This is a genomic window from Janthinobacterium sp. Ant5-2-1 (assembly GCF_001445815.1).
GTDB classification, from domain to species: domain Bacteria; phylum Pseudomonadota; class Gammaproteobacteria; order Burkholderiales; family Burkholderiaceae_D; genus Janthinobacterium; species Janthinobacterium lividum_E.
Window position 1 is genome coordinate 64,210 of sequence record NZ_LNCE01000010.1, and the last position, 21,689, is coordinate 85,898.

Annotated in this window: 22 protein-coding genes; 19 read left to right on the plus strand and 3 right to left on the minus strand. The window is 63.8% G+C overall.

All coding sequences use genetic code 11. The features are described from left to right. Positions 1 to 25: 25 nt before the first annotated feature. The 19 genes from paaB (at position 26) to ASN89_RS03120 (ending at position 19,422) form a co-directional block, all read left to right on the plus strand. Positions 26 to 310 (plus strand): 1,2-phenylacetyl-CoA epoxidase subunit PaaB, encoded by a 285-nt coding sequence (gene paaB / locus ASN89_RS03030; RefSeq protein WP_034746356.1) that lies wholly within the window; start codon positions 26 to 28, stop codon positions 308 to 310. A 14-nt stretch (positions 311 to 324) separates the two neighbouring features. Continuing rightward, positions 325 to 1,077, plus strand: coding sequence for a 1,2-phenylacetyl-CoA epoxidase subunit PaaC (paaC, locus tag ASN89_RS03035; protein WP_058048222.1), 753 nt, complete (start codon positions 325 to 327; stop codon positions 1,075 to 1,077). Next, the gene (gene paaD, locus ASN89_RS03040; RefSeq protein ID WP_058048223.1) at positions 1,077 to 1,604 is read left to right on the plus strand and encodes a 1,2-phenylacetyl-CoA epoxidase subunit PaaD; all 528 of its coding nucleotides are present in this window, start codon (positions 1,077 to 1,079) and stop codon (positions 1,602 to 1,604) included. Before paaC ends, paaD begins: the two co-directional genes overlap by 1 nt. Positions 1,605 to 1,643: 39 nt before the next feature. Further along, positions 1,644 to 2,723, plus strand: coding sequence for a 1,2-phenylacetyl-CoA epoxidase subunit PaaE (gene paaE / locus ASN89_RS03045; RefSeq protein ID WP_058048224.1), 1,080 nt, complete (start codon positions 1,644 to 1,646; stop codon positions 2,721 to 2,723). Between the two features lie 90 nt (positions 2,724 to 2,813). Further along, complete coding sequence (gene paaG / locus ASN89_RS03050; RefSeq protein ID WP_058048225.1) at positions 2,814 to 3,605, plus strand: 2-(1,2-epoxy-1,2-dihydrophenyl)acetyl-CoA isomerase PaaG; 792 nt, start codon at positions 2,814 to 2,816, stop codon at positions 3,603 to 3,605. A 1-nt stretch (position 3,606) separates the two neighbouring features. Next, positions 3,607 to 5,175, plus strand: a complete 1,569-nt coding sequence (gene paaH, locus ASN89_RS03055; protein ID WP_058048226.1) for a 3-hydroxyacyl-CoA dehydrogenase PaaH — start codon at positions 3,607 to 3,609, stop codon at positions 5,173 to 5,175. A gap of 22 nt (positions 5,176 to 5,197) precedes the next feature. Then, positions 5,198 to 5,623 carry a hydroxyphenylacetyl-CoA thioesterase PaaI gene (gene paaI, locus ASN89_RS03060; RefSeq protein WP_414842500.1) on the plus strand — a complete coding sequence of 142 codons (426 nt, stop codon included), beginning with the start codon at positions 5,198 to 5,200 and terminating at the stop codon, positions 5,621 to 5,623. Between the two features lie 68 nt (positions 5,624 to 5,691). After that, the gene (gene paaK, locus ASN89_RS03065) at positions 5,692 to 7,020 is read left to right on the plus strand and encodes a phenylacetate--CoA ligase PaaK (protein WP_046684308.1); all 1,329 of its coding nucleotides are present in this window, start codon (positions 5,692 to 5,694) and stop codon (positions 7,018 to 7,020) included. Between the two features lie 22 nt (positions 7,021 to 7,042). Next, complete coding sequence (gene pcaF, locus ASN89_RS03070; RefSeq protein ID WP_058048228.1) at positions 7,043 to 8,248, plus strand: 3-oxoadipyl-CoA thiolase; 1,206 nt, start codon at positions 7,043 to 7,045, stop codon at positions 8,246 to 8,248. A gap of 79 nt (positions 8,249 to 8,327) precedes the next feature. Further along, positions 8,328 to 9,479 (plus strand): ABC transporter substrate-binding protein, encoded by a 1,152-nt coding sequence (locus tag ASN89_RS03075; RefSeq protein WP_046684306.1) that lies wholly within the window; start codon positions 8,328 to 8,330, stop codon positions 9,477 to 9,479. 84 nt (positions 9,480 to 9,563) lie between these two features. Next, the gene (locus tag ASN89_RS03080; protein WP_046684305.1) at positions 9,564 to 10,442 is read left to right on the plus strand and encodes a branched-chain amino acid ABC transporter permease; all 879 of its coding nucleotides are present in this window, start codon (positions 9,564 to 9,566) and stop codon (positions 10,440 to 10,442) included. Next, complete coding sequence (locus ASN89_RS03085; protein WP_058048229.1) at positions 10,439 to 11,422, plus strand: branched-chain amino acid ABC transporter permease; 984 nt, start codon at positions 10,439 to 10,441, stop codon at positions 11,420 to 11,422. Before ASN89_RS03080 ends, ASN89_RS03085 begins: the two co-directional genes overlap by 4 nt. 1 nt (position 11,423) lies before the next feature. After that, the gene (locus ASN89_RS03090; RefSeq protein WP_046684303.1) at positions 11,424 to 12,179 is read left to right on the plus strand and encodes an ABC transporter ATP-binding protein; all 756 of its coding nucleotides are present in this window, start codon (positions 11,424 to 11,426) and stop codon (positions 12,177 to 12,179) included. Beyond that, complete coding sequence (locus tag ASN89_RS03095) at positions 12,179 to 12,910, plus strand: ABC transporter ATP-binding protein (protein ID WP_082127740.1); 732 nt, start codon at positions 12,179 to 12,181, stop codon at positions 12,908 to 12,910. The genes ASN89_RS03090 and ASN89_RS03095 overlap by 1 nt, the downstream gene beginning before the upstream one ends. 77 nt (positions 12,911 to 12,987) lie before the next feature. Further along, the gene (gene paaY / locus ASN89_RS03100) at positions 12,988 to 13,602 is read left to right on the plus strand and encodes a phenylacetic acid degradation protein PaaY (protein ID WP_046684302.1); all 615 of its coding nucleotides are present in this window, start codon (positions 12,988 to 12,990) and stop codon (positions 13,600 to 13,602) included. An 82-nt stretch (positions 13,603 to 13,684) separates the two neighbouring features. Beyond that, a complete protein-coding gene (gene paaZ, locus ASN89_RS03105; protein WP_046684301.1) occupies positions 13,685 to 15,736 on the plus strand; it encodes a phenylacetic acid degradation bifunctional protein PaaZ in 2,052 nt (683 codons plus the stop codon). A gap of 375 nt (positions 15,737 to 16,111) precedes the next feature. Beyond that, on the plus strand, positions 16,112 to 17,374 hold the full coding sequence (locus ASN89_RS03110; RefSeq protein WP_058048230.1) for a hypothetical protein: 1,263 nt from the start codon (positions 16,112 to 16,114) through the stop codon (positions 17,372 to 17,374). A gap of 10 nt (positions 17,375 to 17,384) precedes the next feature. Further along, positions 17,385 to 17,789 (plus strand): hypothetical protein, encoded by a 405-nt coding sequence (locus tag ASN89_RS03115; RefSeq protein ID WP_058048231.1) that lies wholly within the window; start codon positions 17,385 to 17,387, stop codon positions 17,787 to 17,789. 58 nt (positions 17,790 to 17,847) lie between these two features. Further along, positions 17,848 to 19,422 (plus strand): methyl-accepting chemotaxis protein, encoded by a 1,575-nt coding sequence (locus ASN89_RS03120; RefSeq protein ID WP_058048232.1) that lies wholly within the window; start codon positions 17,848 to 17,850, stop codon positions 19,420 to 19,422. Positions 19,423 to 19,511: 89 nt separating this feature from the next. On the opposite strand, the gene ASN89_RS03125 is transcribed toward ASN89_RS03120, so the two are convergent. From ASN89_RS03125 to ASN89_RS03135, 3 genes are read right to left on the minus strand one after another with little or no spacing between them, the layout of a single operon-like run. Then, on the minus strand, positions 19,512 to 20,735 hold the full coding sequence (locus ASN89_RS03125) for a M24 family metallopeptidase (protein ID WP_058048233.1): 1,224 nt from the start codon (positions 20,733 to 20,735) through the stop codon (positions 19,512 to 19,514). Between the two features lie 45 nt (positions 20,736 to 20,780). Continuing rightward, the gene (locus tag ASN89_RS03130; RefSeq protein WP_058048234.1) at positions 20,781 to 21,260 is read right to left on the minus strand and encodes a hypothetical protein; all 480 of its coding nucleotides are present in this window, start codon (positions 21,258 to 21,260) and stop codon (positions 20,781 to 20,783) included. 43 nt (positions 21,261 to 21,303) lie between these two features. Next, entirely contained in the window at positions 21,304 to 21,687 is a 384-nt protein-coding gene (locus ASN89_RS03135) for a type IV pilin protein (RefSeq protein WP_152988424.1), read from the minus strand. Between the last annotated feature and the right edge of the window lie 2 nt (positions 21,688 to 21,689).

The following is a 21,689-nucleotide window of genomic DNA, read 5'->3' on the forward strand; positions in this document are numbered from 1 at the left end:
CACAAGACAGATAGGGGATAGCAACATGAGCAAAGAATGGCCATTGTGGGAAGTTTTCATCCGCAGCCAGCACGGCCTGGCGCACAAGCATGTGGGCAGCCTGCACGCCTCCGACGCCACCATGGCGGTCAACCACGCGCGCGACGTCTACACGCGCCGCAATGAAGGCGTGAGCATCTGGGTGGTGCGCGCGGCCGATATCGTCGCCAGCAGCCCCGGCGACAAGGGCGCCCTGTTCGAACCGTCGAACAGCAAGGTGTACCGCCATCCCACCTTCTTCCCGATGCCGGAAGAAGTCAAGAACCTGTGATGGGAGCGCCTGCAATGGATGACAAGGTCAATTACCTCTTGCGCCTGGGCGACAATGCCCTGATTCTCAGCCAGCAGCTGTCGCAGCTGTGCGGCAAGGGGCCGGCGCTGGAAGAAGACATGGCGCTGACCAACGTGGCGCTGGACTTGCTGGGCCAGACGCGCTTGTGGTTCAGCTATGCGGCCGAGCTGGAAAACGCGGGCCGCGACGAGGACGACATCGCCTTTTTACGCGACGCCCACGACTTCAAGAACTGCCTGCTGGTCGAACAGCCGAACGGCAATTACGCCGACACCATGATGCGCCAGTTCTTCTTCGACAGCTGGCACTACTTCCAGCTGCTGGAACTGACCAAATCGACGGATGCACGCATCGTCGAGGTGGCGCAAAAGTCGATCAAGGAAGTGACCTATCACTTGCGCCGCAGCGGCGACCTGATCGTGCGCCTCGGCGACGGCACGGCCGACAGCCACGCGAAAACGCAGGCCGCGGCCGACAAGCTGTGGATGTACACGGGCGAGATGTTCAAGTACGACGCCGTCGACCAGGCCATGGTTGCCGCCGGCATCGCGCCGCCATCGGACGTGCTGCGCCGGGCTTTCCTCGAACACGTGGCCGAGATCTTCGCCGAAGCCACCTTGACCATGCCGGCGCCCGACGCCTGGATGCAAAAGGGCGGCAAGCAGGGCACGCACACGGAGCACCTGGGTTTTATTTTGGCCGAGATGCAGTTTCTGCAGCGCGCCTACCCCGGGGCGGAGTGGTAATGAACGCGGCCACGGCAGCGCTGGACGCCGCCCAGGTCTGGGCCTGGCTGGGCGACGTGCCGGACCCGGAAATCCCCGTCATTTCGGTGGTGGACCTGGGCATCGTGCGCGCCGTCGATGTGGTCAGTGGCGAAGAGTGCATCGTGACGATCACGCCCACGTATTCGGGCTGCCCGGCCATGCAGGTGATCGCCGACGCCGTCACGGATGCCTTGCGCAGCCACGGCGTGGCCAAGGTCACGCTGGTGAACCAGCTGGCGCCCGCCTGGACGACGGACTGGATGAGCGAAGCGGGCAAGGCCAAGCTGAAAGGCTATGGCATCGCCCCGCCGCAGCAGCAGGTGATCGATATCAGTGGTTTGCGTGGTGGCGTCAAGCGCCAGGCGATGCCGAAACTGGATGTGATCTGCCCGAACTGCGGCTCGACGCACACGCAGCTGACCAGCCAGTTCGGCTCCACGCCGTGCAAGGCCCTGTACAAATGCATGGCTTGCCGCGAACCGTTTGACTACTTCAAGTGCCACTAAAAAAACAGGCACACGTTCCGAAGAAACTGGAGATGAAGCATGAGTAAATTTTATCCGCTGTGCGTAGCGAACGTGCGCAACGAAACGCGCGACACCATCGCCGTCACGTTCGACGTGCCATTTGAGTTGCAGCAGCAGTTCCGCTTCCAGCAAGGCCAGTACCTGACCCTGCGCGCCAACATCAATGCGGAAGACGTGCGCCGCTCGTATTCCATCTGTTCGGCGGTGCAGGACGGCACCTTGCGCGTGGCCATCAAGCGCACGCCCGGCGGCGCCTTTTCGACTTGGGCGAACGACACCCTGAAGGCCGGCGCCACCATCGAGGTGATGCCGCCCATGGGCCACTTCAACGTGCCGCTCGACTGCGTCAACCGCAAGCACTACCTGGCGTTCGCGGCCGGCAGCGGCATCACGCCCATCCTCTCCATCATCAAGACGACCCTGCTGACGGAACCCCTGAGCCGCTTTACCCTGTTCTACGGTAACCGCGCCTCGTCATCCGTCATCTTCAAGGAAGAATTGACGGACTTGAAGGATGTGTACCTGGAGCGTCTGAACCTCGTCTACGTGATGAGCCGCGAGCAGCAGGATATCGAATTGTTCAACGGCCGCATCACGCAGGAAAAATGCGAACAGTTCCTGCAGCACTGGATCAAGGTCGAAGACTACGACAACGCCTTCATCTGCGGCCCGGAAGACATGATGCTGGGCGTGTCCGCCGCCCTGCAGGCGGCCGGCATGCCCAAGCAGAATATCAAGATCGAACTGTTCGCCGCCAGCATCCCGAAAAACGCCCACAAGCCGCGCGCCCAGTTGGCCGCCGACGCCGTGCAGGAAACGGAAGTGACCGTCATCATGGACGGCAACCACACCACCTTCACGATGGACAAGGACAAGGAATCCCTCCTCGACGCGGGCCTGCGCGCCGGGCTGGACATGCGCTACTCGTGCAAGGGCGGCGTATGCTCGACCTGCCGCTGCAAGATCCTCGACGGCAAGGTCGAAATGGACGTCAACTACGCGCTGGAAGACTACGAAGTGGCGCGCGGTTTCGTCCTCAGTTGCCAGAGTTTTCCGCTGACCGACAAGGTGGTGGTCGACTTCGACCAGGCTGAATAACATCAGACCCCAAGCGAAGACTGGGGTCGGACCTTAAGGTCCGACCCCGGCACTTGTCCTTGGGTTGAAAACTAAAAACCGAGACACGCCATGACCTACCAAAACATCCTTTTCACCATCGAACAGGGTATCGCCACCCTGACCCTGAACCGTCCCGACAAGCTCAATAGCTTTACGCAAGCCATGCACGAGGAAGTGCGTGATGCGATCGCCAAGGTGAACGCCGACAGCACCGTGCGCGTCTTCGTGCTGACGGGCGCGGGCCGCGGTTTTTGCGCGGGCCAGGATTTGTCCGATCGCGCCGTGGAACCCGGCTCGAAGGGCGTGGACCTGGGCGAATCGGTGGAAAAGAACTATGCGCCGCTGGTGCTGGCCTTGAGGGCATTGCCGATGCCTGTCATCTGCGCCGTCAACGGCGTGGCCGCCGGCGCGGGCGCCAACCTGGCGCTGGCCTGCGACATTGTCATCGCCGGCAAGTCGGCCAGCTTTGTCGAAGTGTTCTGCAAGCTGGGCCTGATCCCGGACACGGGCGGCACCTTCTTCCTGCCGCGCTTGATCGGTTCGGCGCGCGCCATGGGACTGGCCATGCTCGGTGAAAAACTGACGGCGGAAAAAGCGGAAGACTGGGGCCTGATCTGGAAATGTGTCGAGGATGCAGAACTGGCGCAGGAAACGCGCAAGCTGGCCGTGCACTTTTCCACGGCGCCGACCAAGGGCCTGGCCTACACCAAGCAGGCGCTGGCCGCCAGCGGCGCCAATACCCTGCCGCAGCAGCTGGCGCTGGAAGCGCGCATGATGAGCGATCTCGGTAACAGCGACGATTACCGCGAAGGCGTGGCCGCCTTCATGGAAAAGCGCGCACCGCAATTCAAGGGACATTGATATGGCAGCTCTGGACAACAACAGTATCGTCGCCGTCATCGGCAGCGGCGCCATGGGCGCCGGCATCGCGCAGGTGGCGGCGGCCGCCGGCTATCGCGTCAAACTGTACGATACGCGCGCGGAAGCCGTCAGCAAGGCCTTGCTCGACATCGGCAAGATGTACGCGAAGCTGGCCGAGAAGGGGCGCATGACGGCGGACGAAGCCACGGCCGCCACGGCGCGCCTGCAGGCGGCCGGCAGCCTGGCCGATGTGAGCGATTGCGCCCTGGTGGTGGAAGCCATCGTGGAAAACCTCGACGTCAAGCGCGGCCTGTTCGCCGAACTGGAAGCCTTGGTCAGCGACGACTGCATCCTGGCGACGAATACGTCGTCGATTTCCGTCACGGCGATTGCCGCCAAGCTGCGCCGCCCGGAACGCCTGGTCGGCATGCATTTCTTTAATCCCGTGCCCCTGATGGCGCTGGTGGAAGTGATCAGTGGCCTGGCCACCAGCGAGCAGGTCGCCGCCACCGTCTATGACACGTCCATCGCCTGGGGCAAGAACCCCGTGCATGCGAAATCGACACCGGGTTTCATCGTCAACAGAGTCGCCCGTCCGTTTTACGCGGAAGGCTGGCGCTTGTTGAACGAGCAGGCGGGCGACGCCGCCACCATCGATGCCGTGTTGCGCGAAGCGGGCGGTTTCCGCATGGGGCCCTTCGAATTGATGGACCTGATCGGCCACGACGTGAATTTCTCCGTCACCCAATCCGTGTTCGGCGCCTATTTCAACGACCCGCGCTTCACGCCTTCCGTGCTGCAGCAGGAAATGGTCAACGCCGGTTTCCTCGGCCGCAAATCGGGCCGTGGCTTTTACCCGTACGGCGAAGGCGCCAGCGCGCCTGTGGCGCAGGCGGAAGGCGCGCAAGCGAAACCGGAATTCGTCGCCCTGTCGGCCGCCATCGGCGGCGATGGCCGTGGCCACAGCGGCATCATCCACAGTCTGGTGCAGCGCCTGGAGCAGGCGGGCATCACCGTCAGCCGCCGCGTGACGCAGGAAGGCCAGGCGCATGACGAGGCGCCCGCCCTGCATTGCCACGGCGCCGCGATTTACCTCACCGATGGGCGCAGCGCCACCCAGCGTGCGCACGACAACCAGCATCCGGACACGGTGCTGTTCGACCTGGCGCTCGATTACGCCGGTGCCAAGCGCATCGCCGTGGCCCGTGCCGACCAGTGCAGCGACGCCGCCTACGCGGCCGTCGTTGGCCTGTTCCAGGCGGCCGGTTTCATCGTCACGCGCCTGGACGACGTGCCTGGCCTGGCCGTCATGCGCACGGTCGCCATGCTGGCCAACGAGGCGGCCGACGCCGTCAACCAGGGCGTGTGCACGGCGGCCGCCGTCGATATCGCCATGCAGAAGGGCGTCAACTATCCGCGCGGACCGCTGGCCTGGGCCGATGCCGTCGGCGTCCAGCACATCGTCACCGTATTGCAGCACCTGGCGCTGGGCTATGGCGAAGACCGCTACCGGGTCTCGCCGCTGCTGCGCCGCAAACTCGCCAATGGAGTACCGTTTCATGCCGAATGATATGTCAAATAAGGACCACAACATGACCGCGCAAGCCCTGGCCGAAGCGGCCGCCGCTTCCATGCTGTCGCGCGATAACGCCACCGCCGCCATGGGCATTGCCCTGTCCGACGTGGGTCCTGGCCATGCGCGCATGACGATGACGGTGCGCGCCGATATGCTCAACGGCCACCAGACTTGCCACGGCGGTTTTATCTTCGCCCTGGCCGACAGCGCTTTCGCCTTTGCCTGCAACAGCTACAACATGAACACCGTGGGCGCCGGCTGCACCATCGACTACCTGGCGCCGGGCCGCGAAGGCGACGTGCTGACGGCGCATGCCGTCGAGCAGGCGCTGGCCGGCAAGAGCGGCGTCTATGACGTCAAGGTCAGCAACCAGGAAGGGCGCGCCATTGCGCTCTTCCGCGGCAAGTCGATCCGCGTGGCGGGTGAAGTCATCAGCAATTGAAGTGACAAGAGCAGGCTTGAACTGCCGGTACAAATTACACAGTGATAGTAACGATTCAGGAGACAGAGATGGTCCAGAGAACCCCAGCACCGAATGACCTCGAGCCGATCGAGCGCGCCAGCAAGGATGAACTGCAGGCGCTGCAACTCGAACGCATGAAATGGACGCTCAAGCACGCGTATGACAACGTGCCCCATTACCGCGCCGCTTTTGACGAAGCAGGCGTGCATCCGGACGACCTGAAATCGCTGGCCGACCTGGCCAAATTCCCGTTCACCGATAAAAAGGTCTTGCGCGACAATTACCCGTTCGGCCTGTTCGCCGTGCCGCGCGAGCAAGTGGTGCGCATCCACGCGTCGAGCGGCACGACTGGCAAGGCCACGGTGGTCGGCTACACGCAGAACGACATCGATACCTGGGCCAACGTGGTGGCGCGTTCGATCCGCGCCGGTGGCGGCCGCGCGGGCGACATGGTGCACATCTCCTACGGCTACGGCCTGTTCACGGGCGGCCTGGGCGCGCACTACGGCGCCGAGCGCCTGGGCTGCACGGTCATCCCGATGTCGGGCGGGCAGACGGAAAAGCAGGTGCAATTGATCCAGGATTTCAAGCCATCGATCATCATGGTCACGCCATCGTACATGCTTAACATCATCGAGGAATTCACGCGCCAGGGTCTCGATCCGGCCGAATCGTCGCTGAAGGTGGGCATCTTCGGCGCCGAACCGTGGACGGACGCCATGCGTTCGGAAATCGAGGCGCGCGCCGGCATCGACGCCGTCGATATCTACGGCCTGTCCGAAGTGATGGGCCCTGGCGTCGCGTCCGAATGCATCGAAAGCAAGGACGGTCCCGTCATCTGGGAAGACCATTTCTACCCCGAGATCATCGACCCGGAAACGGGCGAAGTGCTGCCGGACGGCGAAGAGGGCGAACTGGTGTTTACCTCGCTGTCGAAAGAGGCGCTGCCCATCATCCGCTACCGCACGCGCGACCTGACGCGCTTACTGCCGCCGACGTCGCGCTCGATGCGCCGCATCGGCAAGATCACGGGCCGTTCCGACGACATGCTGATCATCCGCGGCGTGAACGTCTTCCCCACGCAGATCGAAGAGCTGATCCTCAAGATGCCGCGTCTGGCGCCGCAATACCAACTGGTGGTCACGCGCGACGGCCACCTCGACAAGCTGGAAGTGATCGCCGAGCTGCGTATCGACCTGACGGCCACCATCTCGGCCAGCGAAACGGACGCGCTGGCGCGCGAGCTGGAACACCGCATCAAGACCCACGTGGGCGTGAGCACGCGCGTGCGCCTGGTGGCCGCTGCCGGCATCGAGCGCACCTTGACGGGCAAGGCCCGCCGCGTGGTCGACCAGCGCCCGAAGATTTTCTCCTGATAGCCCGAACAAGGAAGCAAACATGAACGAAGCCTTTATCTGTGACGCCGTACGTACTCCGTTTGGCCGCTATGGCGGCGCGCTGTCCAGCGTGCGCGCGGACGACCTGGGTGCGCTGCCGATCGCCGCGCTGATCGCCCGCAACCCGTCCGTCGACTGGTCCGCCATCGACGACGTGTTCTACGGCTGCGCCAACCAGGCGGGCGAAGACAACCGCAACGTGGGCCGCATGGCCGCGCTGCTGGCCGGCTTGCCGGCGGCCGTACCGGCCAATACCATCAACCGCCTGTGCGGCTCCAGCCTGGATGCCGTCGGCATGGCTGCCCGCTCCATCAAGGCGGGCGAGGCGGAACTGATCATCGCCGGCGGCGTGGAAAGCATGACGCGCGCGCCTTTCGTGATGGGCAAGGCCGACAGCGCATTTTCGCGCGCGGCGAAGATCGAAGACACGACCCTGGGCTGGCGCTTCGTGAACGGCAAGATGAAGGCGCAGTACGGCATCGACACCATGCCGGAAACGGCGGAAAACGTGGCCGTGGAATTTGGCATTAGCCGCGCCGACCAGGATGCGCTGGCCTTGCGCAGCCAGCAGCGCTGGGCCGCCGCCCATGCGGCCGGCGTGTTCGAGCGTGAAATCGTGCCCGTCGCCGTGCCGCAAAAAAAGGGCGACCCGAAGATGGTCACCAGCGACGAACATCCGCGCCCGGATACGTCGATCGAGATGCTGGCAAAGCTCAAGGGCGTGGTCAAGCCGGATGGCACCGTCACGGCTGGCAATGCATCGGGCTTGAACGATGGCGCTTGCGCCATCCTGCTGGCGTCCGCCGCCGCCGTGGACAAATACAAGCTGACGCCGCGCGCAAAAGTGCTGGGCATGGCCACGGCCGGCCTGGCGCCGCGCATCATGGGCTTTGGCCCTTCGCCCGCGTCGCGCAAGGTGCTGGTGCAAACGGGCCTCACCATCGAGCAGATGGACGTGATCGAACTCAATGAAGCGTTTGCGGCGCAGGCCCTGGCCGTCACGCGCGACCTGGGCCTGGCCGACGACGCGGCCCACGTGAACCCGAATGGCGGCGCCATTGCCATCGGCCACCCGTTGGGCGCATCGGGTGCGCGCCTGGTGATGGCGGCTCTGAACCAGCTGGAACGCACGGGCGGGCGCTATGCGCTGTGCACCATGTGCATCGGCGTGGGGCAGGGTATTGCTGTAGTAATTGAACGCGTATAAAAATGAAAACAAAAGGCGCAGGCTTGTAAGAAAAGCGCCGACCATAATTGACCGTAGTGCCAACCTGGTGGAGACCACAATGATTGCCAATATCTTCAAGAAAACCCTGATCGCCGGCGTGCTGGCCATGTCCGCAGCGGGTGCGTATGCGGCCGACAACATCAAGATCGGCTCCGTGCTGTCCGTCACGGGACCGGCCGCCTTCCTGGGCGACCCTGAACTGAAAACCCTGCAGCTGTATATCGAGAAGATCAACGCAGCCGGTGGCGTCCTGGGACGCAAGCTGGAACTCGTGCATTACGACGATGGCAGCGATGCGGCCAAGGCCAACGGTTTTACCAAGCGTTTGATCGAGTCCGACAAGGTCGACGTGCTGATCGGCGGCACGACCACGGGCGCGACGATGGCGATGGCGCCGCTGGTGGACCGCGCCAGCATGCCCTTCATTTCGCTGGCGGGCGCCGTGGTGATCATCGACCCGGTCAAGAAATGGGTCTTCAAGACGCCGCATACGGACCGCATGGCGGCCGAGAAGGTGTTCGAGGACATGAAGAAGCGCGGCATCAGCAAGGTGGGCCTGCTGTCGGAAACGAGCGGCTTTGGCGCCTCGGGCCGCAAGGAATCGCAAATCGTCGCCTCGAAATACGGCATTACCCTGGTGGCCGATGAAACCTACGGCCCGAAAGATACGGACATCACGGCGCAACTGACCCGCATCAAGAACACCAAGGGTGTGCAAGCCGTCTTCGTCTTTGGCCTGGGCCAGGGCCCGGCCGTCGTGACCAAGAACTATGGCCAACTGGGCATGGCCGCGCTGCCGCTGTACCAATCGCATGGCGTGGCGTCGGACGAGTATCTGAAACTGTCGGGCAAAGCCGCCGAAGGCGTGCGCCTGCCAACGCCGGCCCTCTTGATCGGCGCCATGCTGCCAGACAGCGACGCACAGAAGGCTGTCGTCGTCGGCTACGACAAGACGTACAAGGATCGCTACAAGATCGATCCGTCGACCTTTGGCGGCTATGCGCTCGACGCCCTGAACCTGTCCGTCGACGCCATCAAGCGCGCCGGCGGCACGGACCGCGAAAAAGTGCGCGCGGCGCTGGAGTCGACCAAGGGCTTTGTCGGCACGACGGGCGTGTTCAACATGTCGGCCAAAGACCACATGGGCCTGGACCTGTCGGCGTTCCGCATGGTGGAAGTGAAGAACGGCGAATGGCAATTGTCGAAATGATGTTCGAAATACGGTAAGCCAGAAGTACCTGCGCGAGGCCGCCCTCGAGGCGGCCCGCGCGTAGCCGAACATATTGGAGACACCATGGAAGTCGCACAATTTCTACAATTTCTGTATTCCGGGATGACGGTCGGTTCCGCCTATGCGCTGGCTGCGCTGGGCTTTACCATCATCTACAACACCAGCGGCGTGATCAACTTCGCCCAAGGCGAATTCATCATGCTGGGCGGGATGCTGGCCGCCGTGATGTCGGCCGCCGGCGTGCCGCTGCCGCTGGCCATCATTCTGGCCGTCATCGCCACCGGCCTCGTTGGCCTGTTGATGGAAAAAACCGTGATCGAGCCGGCGCAAAATGCGCAGGTCATCACCCTCCTGATCATCACCATCGGCGCCTCGCTCGTGCTGCGCGGCCTCGTGCAAATCTGGCTGGGCAAGGATACACATTCGTTGCCGGCGTTTTCCGGCGATGCGCCGATCGAATTCCTCGGCGCCAGCCTGCTGCCGCAAAGCCTGTGGGTGCTGGGCGTGACGGTCGTCATCGTGCTGGTGCTGGGCTGGTTCTTCGGCCGCACCCTGATGGGCAAGGCCATGCTGGCCACGTCGCACAACAAGCTGGCCGCGCAGCTGGTGGGCATCAATACGCGCAAGGTGCTGTTGTTCTCGTTCGGCCTGTCGGCCCTGCTGGGCGCGGCCGGCGGCATTCTGGTCGCACCGATCACTTACACGTCCTACGACGCGGGCATCATGCTGGGCCTGAAAGGCTTTGTCGCCGCCGTCCTCGGTGGTCTCGGTGGCGGCGCGGGCGCGATTGCCGGTGGCCTGATCCTTGGCATCGCCGAAGCCATGACGGCCGGTTACATCTCCTCGGCCTACAAGGACGCGGTGCCCTTCGTGCTGATCCTGCTGATCCTGTTCTTCCTGCCGCAAGGCTTGTTCGGCGCTAAAAATTCGGAGCGTGTATGACTAATTTTTTCACACGCTCGCGTCACGGCGGCCTGGTATTACTGGCCCTGGTGCTGGCCATCCTGCCCCTGTTCCTCACGAATGCGTTCTACTATGACGTGGCGATCCGCATTGCCCTGAACGCCATCGTCGTCATCGGTCTGAATCTGTTGATGGGCTACACGGGCCAGATCAGCCTCGGTCACGCGGGTTTCTATGGCCTGGGCGCGTATGCGTCGGCCGTGCTGACCACGCACTATGGCTGGCCGCCGCTGGCCGCCCTGGCCGCCGGCGCTGTCGCCACGGGGCTGCTGGCGTTGCTGCTGGCGCGCCCGGTCTTGAAGCTCAAAGGCCATACCTTGGCCATGGCGACCCTGGGCCTGGGCATCATCATCTCGATTGTCATCAACAACGAGACGCAGTGGACGGGCGGCCCGGACGGCATCGGCGTCTCCGCCTTCAGTGTCGCCGGCCTGGACATCGCCGGTGAAAAATCGTGGTATCTGGTGTGCGCCGTACTGCTGTTGCTGGTCACGTGGCTGGCCCTGAACCTGATCGATTCGCCCGTCGGCCGCGCGCTGCAGGCGATTCACGGTTCGGAAGTGGCGGCCCGCGTGGTCGGCGTCGATACGACCCGCTTCAAGGTGCGGGTGTTCGTGCTGTCGGCCGTCGTTGCCAGCATCGCGGGCAGCATCAGCGCCCATTACATCGGTTTCATCACGCCCAACCTGGCCGGTTTCTTCCACTCGATCGAGCTGGTGACGATGGTGGTGGTGGGCGGCATGGCGTCGATCTTCGGCTCCATCATCGGTGCGGCGCTATTGACGATCTTGCCGCAACTGCTGTCCAGCTTTGAAGGATGGGAAACGGTGGTGTTTGGCGTGATCCTGATGGCCACCATGATCTTCATGCCGAAAGGCCTGGTGCCGAGCCTGGCCAGCCGTTCGCGCAAGCGTTCTGCTACGCCGAAAGCACCGCCCAAATCTGCACAGGAGGTCTGAGATGCTGACGATTAATAACCTGAGCAAGAGCTTCGGCGGCGTGCACGCGGTGCAGGATGTGAGCTTTACCGTCAAGGAAGGCAATATCCACTCCGTGATCGGGCCGAACGGCGCCGGCAAGACGACCCTGTTCAACCTGATCACCGGTGTCTACACGCCGACCAAGGGCGAGATCCTGCTTAATGGCGAGAACGTGGCCGCCATGTCGCCCGATGCGTTGGCGCGGCGCGGCATGAGCCGTACCTTCCAGAATCTGCAAGTGTGCATGAACATGACTGCCATCGATAACGTGATGGTGGGCGCGCATCTGCGCCTGAACCAGAACCTGTTCGCCTCCATGCTGCGCTTGCCGTCCGTGCGCCGCGCGGATGCGGCCTGCCGCGACGAGGCGGCGGGCCTGATGGAGTTTGTCGGCGTGGGCCGGCATATCGATGACGAGGCGGGGCAGATGTCGTATGGTGCCTTGAAACGCCTGGAAATCGCCCGCGCGCTGGCGGCCAAGCCGAAAGTGCTGCTGCTCGATGAACCGGCGGCCGGCTTGAACCACACGGAGACGGGCGAGATCGAAACCCTGATCCGCAAGGTGGCGCAATCGGGCGTGACGGTGGTGCTGGTCGAGCATGACATGAAGCTGGTGATGAATCTGTCGGACCATATCCTGGTGCTCGACTATGGCAAGAAGCTGGCCGAAGGGACCGCCGCCGAAGTGCGCGCGAATCCCGACGTGGTGGCGGCGTATCTGGGAGTGGCGGCATGATGAAGATGGAAAAACCTCAGACACCGCTGGTGCTCGACATCCAGGGATTGACCAGCCATTATGGCCGCATCCAGGCCCTGCACGGCATCGACCTGCAGGTGCGCCAGGGCCAGCTGGTGGCGCTGGTAGGCGCGAATGGCGCCGGCAAGACCACCCTGCTGCGGGCGATTTCCGGCGTGCAGCCGATCAGCGCCGGCAGCATCGTTTTCGCCGGCCAGGACGTCAGCCGCATGAGCGCGGACAAGCGCGTGCGCGCGGGCATTTGCCAGGTGCCGGAAGGGCGGCAAGTATTCGGCCCCATGACGGTGGAAGACAATCTGCGCCTGGGCGCGTTTACCCGTCCGCCGCAGGACGTGGCGGGCGACATGGAGCGCATGTACGGCCTGTTCCCGATTTTGAAGGAAAAGCGTTTGCTGCTGGCCGGGACGCTATCTGGCGGACAGCAGCAGATGCTGGCCATGGCGCGCGCGCTGATGGGCCGCCCGCAACTGTTGCTGCTCGACGAGCCGAGCATGGGCCTGGCGCCGCTCCTGATCGCGGAGATCTTCCGCATCGTGGCCGAACTGCGCGACCAGGGCATCACCATCTTCCTCGTCGAGCAGAACGCGCACGCCGCCCTGTCGATTGCCGACGTGGGCTACGTGATCGAGACGGGCGCCATCACCTTGTCCGGGCCTGGTCCCGAATTGCTGCATAACGAGCAGGTACAGAGCGCGTACTTGGGTATGTGAAGACGTAGGTCGGATTAGCGCTTGCGCGTAATCCGACATCAGCCGCTACGGCTGGCAATAATGTTTTGGAGAGCAACATGGTCAAAGTCTACGAAATCAACGGCGTCACCCCCGTCGTCCACCCCAGCGCCTATGTGCACCCGTCGGCCGTGCTGATCGGCGACGTGATCGTCGGTCCGCGCTGCTATATCGGTCCGCTGGCCTCGATCCGCGGCGACTTCGGCCGATTGATCCTGGAAGAGGGGGCGAACCTGCAGGACACCTGCGTCATGCACGGTTTCCCTGGCTGCGACACGGTGGTCGAAGTCGACGGCCATATCGGCCACGGGGCCGTGCTGCACGGCTGCCGCATCGGCCGCAATGCGCTCGTCGGCATGAACGCCGTGGTGATGGATAACGCCGTCATCGGCGAGGAATCGATCGTCGCGGCCATGAGTTTTGTGAAGGCGGGCATGATCGTTGCACCGCGCAGCATGGTCGTCGGCACGCCCGCCAAGATCATCCGCGCGCTGACCGACGATGAAATCAAATGGAAAAGCTCGGGCACGGGCCAGTACCACGAACTGGCCGTGCGCTCGATGCAGACGATGCGCGAAGTGGAAGCCCTGACGCAAGTCGAGGCGAACCGCCAGCGATTGAATTTCGAATCCGCCTTGCCGCTGCACCTGCACAAGAACGCAGCGGCGCAGTAAGCAATATGGGCGTAGGTCGGATTAGCGGGGCCAAGCCCCGCGTAATCCGACGCCACCGCCAACATCATTTATGGAGAAAAAAATGGCTCAAATATCCACCCTGCAAAGCCTGATCGCCGGCCGCTGGCTGGGCGAAAGCGCCGCCGTGCCTCTGCACAGCGCCTTGAACAACCGCGTCATCTATCACACGCATGCGGAAAAGATCGACTTCGACGAAGCCGTCACGTATGCGCGCAAGACGGGCGTGCCGGGCCTGATGGCGCTCGATTTCCAGCAGCGCGCCGCGCGCCTGAAGGCGCTGGCCCTGTACCTGGTCGAACGCAAGGAAGAGCTGTACGCGATCTCGCACCTGTCGGGCGCCACGCGCGCCGACAGCTGGGTCGATATCGAAGGCGGCACGGGCACCCTGTTCGCCTACGCCAGCATGGGCAGCAACGAGCTGCCATCGTCGAACGTGCTGCACGAAGGGCCGGCCATCGCGCTTGGTAAAAAAGGCGGTTTCGCCGGCACGCACATCCTGGTGCCGCGCGGCGGCCTGGCCGTGCATATCAACGCCTTCAACTTCCCCATCTGGGGTTTGCTGGAAAAATTCGCGCCCAGCTTTCTGGCGGCCATGCCCTGTATCGCCAAGCCGGCCACGGCGACTAGCTATCTGACGCAGGCCGTCGTGCGCATGATGCATGAATCGGGCTTGCTGCCGGCCGGCAGTTTGCAGCTGGTGATCGGCTCCACGGGCGACTTGCTGGACCGCCTGAACGGCCAGGATTTCGTCACGTTTACGGGATCGGCCGCGACGGCCGCCAAGCTGCGCACGAATCCCAACCTGATCGGCCAGTCCGTGCCCTTCAACGGCGAAGCCGATTCGCTCAACTGTGCCATCCTGGCGCCGGACGTCACGCCCGACGACGTGGAATTCGACCTGTTCGTCAAGGAAGTCGTGCGCGAGATGACGGGCAAGTCGGGCCAGAAGTGCACGGCGATTCGCCGCATCATCGTGCCCGAGCACCTGATGGACGCCGTCGGCACGCGCTTGCGCGAGCGGCTGGCCAAGGTGGTGGTGGGCGATCCGTCCATCGAAGGCGTGCGCATGGGGGCGCTGGCGTCGAAAGAGCAGCAGAACGACGTGGCCGAGCGCGTCGCCACCCTGTCGCAGGGGAATGAAGTGGTGTTCGGCGCGGCCGACGGTTTCAATCCGCTCGGTGATGGCGCGCAGGACGGCAGCTTCTTCTCGCCGACCTTGCTGATGTGCCGCGACGCCTTCGGCAACGACGCCGTGCATGACGTCGAAGCGTTCGGCCCTGTCAGCACCATGATGGGCTACCACGATATCGACGAAGCGCTGGCCCTGGCCGCACGCGGCAAGGGCAGCCTGGTGAGCACCCTGGTGACGCGCGATCCGAAGATCGCCGCGCGCGTGGTGCCGCAAGTGGCGGCCACGCATGGCCGCGTGCACGTGCTCGAGCGCGTCGCGTCCGTCGATTCGACGGGCCATGGCTCGCCCCTGCCGCAACTGAAGCACGGCGGCCCTGGCCGCGCGGGCGGCGGCGAAGAGCTGGGCGGCGTGCGCGCCGTGCGCCACTACCTGCAACGGGCGGCCGTGCAAGGCTCGCCAACCATGCTGGCGGCCATCACGGGTGAATATGTGCGCGGCGCGGACGTCAACGAAAGCCCGATCCATCCGTTCCGCAAGCACTTCGAGGATTTGAAGACGGGCGACTCGCTGCTCACGCACCGCCGCACCGTCAGCGAAGCGGACATCGTCGCTTTTGGCGGCATCTCGGGCGACTTCTTCTACATGCACTTCGACGAAATCGCAGCGAAAGAGTCGCAGTTCGGCAAGCGCATCGCCCACGGCTACTTCGTGCTGTCGGCCGCCGCCGGCCTGTTCGTCTCGCCCGGCGTTGGCCCCGTGCTGGCCAACTATGGCTTGGACAACCTGCGCTTCGTCGCGCCGGTGGCGATTGGCGACACCATCCGCGCCCGCCTGACGTGCAAGCGCAAGGTCGACCGCAACCGCAAGGACGTCTTTGGCGTGGGCCAGGGCGTGGTCGCGTGGGACGTGCAGGTGACGAACCAGAACGAGGAACTGGTGGCCAGCTACGACATCCTGACCCTGGTCTCGAAGCGCGAATAAGCATCGACTGCAGCACTGGTGTGAACGGCGCCGCCCGCGATCTTCGCGCGGGCGGCGTTTTTTATTCGGCTTGTCTTGAATTATCCATAAGTGTATGAAAAATATAGCGTAAGTGTGGTTTTGCACCGCGTGCTATTTAGATAAACCCCTCTAGAACGCGTGCTTTTTCCGTGAAAAGAGGTGAATTCGTTCATTGCCTCAAGAAAACTTTCCAACGTAAAACCTTTTCTCTGTAGCATGGTTTTACTCACTGGTTACGCCGCCATCACGCCCAAGGCGATGGCGGCGCGAAAAAAACGGACCCGGCCTTTTACGGCCGGTGAGCCATCGACCTCGAGCCCACTCCACGTTCACCGCTACGGGTATTTAATTACTATGAATAAACACGTCCTGATTTTCCTGCTGGCCATGCCCCTGGCCATCAGCCATGCCTATGCCGAAGAGGCCACCGGCCCCGCGGTCAAAGTCAGCGGCTACGGCACGGCCGCCCTGACCATGGCCGATACCGACAATGCGCAGTTCGCGCGCCCGAACCAGGCTGCCGGCGCCGGCCGCACTGCCCGCACGGGCGTCGATTCCAACCTGGGACTGCAAGCCAATGTGACCGTCAATCCATGGCTGTCGGCCACCGTGCAGGGCTTGGCGCGCAAGGATGGCGAGGATGATTTCGGCGCCGAACTGGCGTGGGCCTTCGCCAAGGCCAAGGTATCGGACAGCTTCAGCGTGCGCGTCGGCCGCATGGGCCTGCCCGTCTTCATGATTTCCGATTACCGCAACGTCGGCTATGCCAACACCATGCTGCGTCCGCCCGGCGAAATGTATTCGCAGGTACCGCTGAACAGCATTGACGGCATTGACGGCACCTACCAGTTCAGCGCGGGCGACACCAGCATCACCACGCAGCTGGCGCTGGGCCGCACCAAGGCCACCCTGGCCACGGGCCCCGCTTCGACGGTGCAGGTGGAAGGCAAGTCCATCGTCGCCCTCAACGTGGTGGCCGAGCATGGCCCCGTCACCGTGCGCTTTGGCCGTGCCGAGACCAAGCTGACGATCAACGATTCGCCGAGCCTGAATACCCTGATGGGCAGCTTGCGCGCGGCCGGCAGCGGCTACAGGATGGTTCAGCTGGGCGCCCTGGCCGATGCGCTGGAAGTCAAGGACAAGAAGGCGTCCTTCACGTCCGTTGGCCTGGGCCTGGACTGGAACAACGTGCTGCTGCAGTCCGAATATGCGAAGCGCAAGACGGACAGCTATGTCAGCGACAGTACCTCGTGGTACGTGATGGGCGGCTACCGCATCGGCGCCTTTTTGCCCTACTACAGCCACGCCAGCCTGAAGGCCGACGGCCGCGTGAACAACACCGTGCCCGCATCCTGCCCGGCGGGCTATCCGGCCGCCTGCACGCCGACCCTGCGCGCGCTGTCGGCCGGCGTCGACACCCTGGCTTATACGCGCAACCAGCTCGAGCAATCGACGGACAGCATCGGCGTGCGCTGGGATTTCCACCGCTCGGCCGCGCTGAAGGTGCAGATCGACCGCATCAAGCCGAAGAATGGCCCGGGCCTGTTCGTGCAAGCCAAGCCAGGATTCCATGGCCCCGTCACGGTGGCTGCCGCCGCCATCGATTTTGTTTTCTAAGGAGCGCCGCATGAAACCTTACATTTTTGCGGTTGCCTTGCTGGCGCTGTCGACCGCTGTTCCCACCATGGCCGAAGTGGTCGTGGTGGTCAATGCTAAGAGCGCCGCCGGCGCCATGACGAATGAACAGGTGGCGCAATTTTTCCTCGGTAAGTCGACGGCCATGACGCCGGTCGACCAGCCGGAAAGCGCTCCCGTGCGCGCCGAATTCTACAAGAAGGTGACGGACAAGGAACCGTCGCAAGCGAAGGCCCTGTGGTCCAAGCTGGTCTTCACGGGCAAGGCCACTTTGCCGAAGGAAGTGGCCAATAGCGCCGACGTGAAGAAGGCCGTGGCCGCCGATCCGAAAGCCATCGGCTATATCGAAAAGAGTGCCGTCGACGCCAGCGTCAAAGTGGTGCTGACGGCGCCATAAAGCCGGCCCGGGCCGCGCGACATGCGGCGGCCCGGTACACATACATCAGGAGACAGCAATGAGCATCAAACGCAAGATATGGGCGCTGCCTGTCGTCTCGGCCGTGATTTTCGGACTGGGCCTGGCCGTCAGCGCCTATCTGTCCACGGCCACGCTCAATTCCATCCACGCCACGGAAAGCGCTGACTATCCCGTGCTCGACATGGCCAAGTCGCTGACCCTGGACGTGGCTGCCGTGGGCGACGCCTTGCGCGACGCCGTCAGCGAAGGCGACAAGGAGCGCATCGGCCAGGTCGGCGGCCAGGCCGTCAAGCTGCGCGAAAAATTGGCCGCCTTTGCGGCGATTCCCGGCCAGCGCGAGCAGGGCCAGCGCCTGGCCAGGGAATTCGATGCCTATTACGCGCCGGCCCTGAGCGCGGCGCGCATCATGCTGGAAATGGAAGAGGGCGACCCGCAAGCGACCGTGGCGCGCATGCAGGGCGCGCTGGCCGTGCTCAACACGGACCTGGCCAAGACCAACGAACAGGCGCAATTGCAGTTCAAGCAGGGCATCGAACGCAGCGCGGCCAATGTGCGCAATGCGCTCAATACCAGCATCGCCGTGGCGCTGGCCGTCATCGTCTGCCTGGTGGCCGTGTCGCATTTCGTCGTGCGCGCCATCTGGCAGCAGCTGGGCGGCGAACCCGAATACGCGCGCCAGATCGCGCGGGCCGTGGCCGATGGCGACCTCTCGATGGAAATCGCCACCGAGCCGGGCGATCAGGCCAGCTTGCTGGCGGCGTTAAAGGAGATGCGTGGCCGGCTGGCCGGTATGGTGTCCGGTATCAAGGCGTCGGCTGAAACCATCCAGGTGGCCAGCGCTGAAATCGCCCAGGGCAATGCGGACCTGGCCGCGCGTACGGAATCGCAGGCGGGCAGCCTGGATCAGACGGCGCGCAGCATGGACAGCCTGACCTCCACCGTGCGCGACAACGCCGCCAACGCGGGCCAGGCGCACGAACTGGTGATGTCGGCATCGTCTGTGGCCGTGAAGGGCGGGCAAGTGGTCAGCCAGGTGGTCACCACCATGGGCGAGATCAATGATTCCTCGAAACGCATCGTCGACATCATCGGCGTCATCGACGGCATCGCCTTCCAGACGAACATCCTGGCCTTGAACGCGGCCGTGGAAGCGGCGCGCGCCGGCGAGCAGGGACGCGGCTTTGCCGTGGTGGCCTCCGAAGTGCGCAGCCTCGCGCAGCGCAGCGCGGCAGCGGCGCGCGAGATCAAGCAGCTGATCGGCGATTCGGTCGCCAAGGTCAACGTGGGTTCGAAGCTGGTCGACGAGGCGGGGCTGACCATGGGGCAGATCGTCGATTCCGTGAAAAAGGTGGCCGACATCATGGCCGAGATCAGCGCCGCGAGCCAGGCGCAAAGCGCCGGCATCGGCGACATCGGCGTGGCCATCGGCAGCATGGATCAGATGACGCAGCAAAATTCCGCGCTGGTGGAAGAAGCGTCGGCGGCCGCCGAATCGCTGCAGGAGCAAGCCGTGCAGCTGGGTACGGCGCTGGCCGTGTTCAAGCTGGCGCAGGGCGTTGTGGTGTCGGATTACGCGCGCAGCGCTCCTGCGGCTTACCTGGCGTTGCGGTGATGTCGGATTACGCGCAAGGCGCTAATCCGACCTACCTGACATTGGTGTGTGCGTAGGTTGGATTAGCGCAGCGTAATCCAACACCCGGCTTAAGCTTGCAAGCCGAACGGATCGTCGATGCTGTGCGCTGGCTGCGTGAACCAGCGGGGACCGTTTTCCGTCATGTAAAAATGGTCTTCGTGGCGGATGCCGAATTCGCCGGGGATGCAGATCATCGGTTCGTTCGAAAAGCACATGCCCACGTCGAGCGGCGTCGTGTCATTGCCCACCAGGTAGGGCCACTCGTGGATGTCGAGGCCGATGCCGTGGCCCGTGCGGTGCGGCAGGCCCGGCAGCTTGTAGCCGGGGCCGAAGCCGTCTGCCTCCAGCGACACGCGGGCGGCGCGGTCCACGTCGCCGCAGGGTACGCCCAGCTGCGCGGCGGCGAATGCGGCGGCCTGCGCGGCTTTTTCGCTGTTCCACACGCTGCGCTGGCGTTCGCTGATGGCGCCAAACACATAGGTGCGCGTGATGTCGGAGATGTAGTTCATCACCTGGCAGCCCGTGTCGATCAGCACCGTGTCGCCTGCCTTCAAGGTCTGCACGTAGTTGACGCCATGCGGATACGCGGTCGCTTCACCGAACAGCACGATGCAGAAATACGAGCGGGGCGCGCCTACCTTGCGGTGCGCGCGCTGGATGAATTCTTCCACTTCCACTGTCGTGATGCCTTCGTACAGCATGCTGGCCGTGGCCACGTGCACGGCCAGGGTCATGTCCATCACGCGCTGCATCAGGGCGATTTCCGCAGCCGACTTGCGGCTGCGGCAGTAGGCCGTGACGGCGCGCGCGTTTTCCAGCGCATAGCCGGGCGCCAGCGGCTTGATGCCATCGTAGATGAAGAAGGCGGCGCTTTCGCAGATGCCCACGCGCGGCGGGGCAGCCGCATCCTGAGCCACGCCCATGCGCGCCAGCACGTCGACGAACAGCCGGTACGGGCTTTCATGCTCTTCCCAGCAATTGACACGGCCTTCAATGAGCATGAAGCCTTGCAAGGTGCTTTCCTCGAACGCGGGAGCGATGTATTCGATGTCGCCGCTGGCCGGCAGGATGGCGCCCACCATGCGTTCGCTGGCATACCATTTGGTGCCCGTGAAATAGGTGAGGTTGGCGCCCGCGTTCAGGTAGATCGCGGCGATGCCCTGCTGGCGCATGAACGCTTGCGCCTTGGCGATGCGTTGCGCATGTTCGTCCTTGCCGATGGCGACCATGCCGCCCGTCATGTCCGACAGCGATGCCAATGCCTGTTCGATGGAAGTGCCACCTATGCTCATGCCTGCTCCTTTGATCGATGCTGAATATGGAATGCGGGCATGATATCAGTTCGCGCCTTTCGGCTTGAGCCCGGGCGCGCCGCCGGCGGCATCGGGCGGGGCCAGCACCAGGTCGTGCGGATACGTGAAGTGCCAGTCCGCGTAGCGTTGCTTGCGGCGCAGGCTGGCGTCTTCGTCGAGAAAATTGTCCTGCTTGATGGGCAGTTGCGGCGACAGCGAATGGATGCCGACGATGCGTCCCTCCTGCCGCAGCAGGCCCCATTCCGCCTTGCCCGTGACGGGGTCCGCATACACGCGGCGCAAGTGCCGCCGGGCGTTGGCAAAGCGCGGGTCGCGCAGCAGCTCCTGCAGGGTCAAGGGATAGCGGGGCCGCCCGTCGCCCGGTGTGCTGTCGTAGTAGCGGCCCAGCGCATTGCGGAATTCATGGCCGATGAACAGCAGCTCGCGCTCCTTGTCGCGCCGCGCGGCCGTGGCATGCAATTCGCTGGCCAGCACCAGGCCCACGCCCATGAAGGCCACCAGCATCAGGGTCCAGATATATGCGAAGCCCCGTGCGCGGCGCCGAAAATCACAGCTGCTCAAAGGGAATGCCCTCGCGCGTCTTGCCCTTGGCGCCGCTGCGCACGTCGGCCACGCCGCCGATCTCGCCATTCGGTGAAGGGATCAATTGCCAGGTGGCGGCGGACTCAGTGACGGGATCGAGCGGCACGCTGCGGAAGTAATGGTGGGTCACCAGGTCGTCCAGCGCGGCCGGATATTCTCCCTTGTCGGCATAGTATTTATCGAGGCCGCTCCTGAGCACCTGCAGGTTTTCTTTCAGTGCGACTTCCTTCGATTTTTCCACGGAACCGAAATAGCGGGGGATGGCGATCGTCAGCAGCAGCGAAATGATCGCCAGCACCACCAGCAGTTCGACCAGGGTAAAGCCGCGGCGTAGAGAAGAGGCAGGCATCG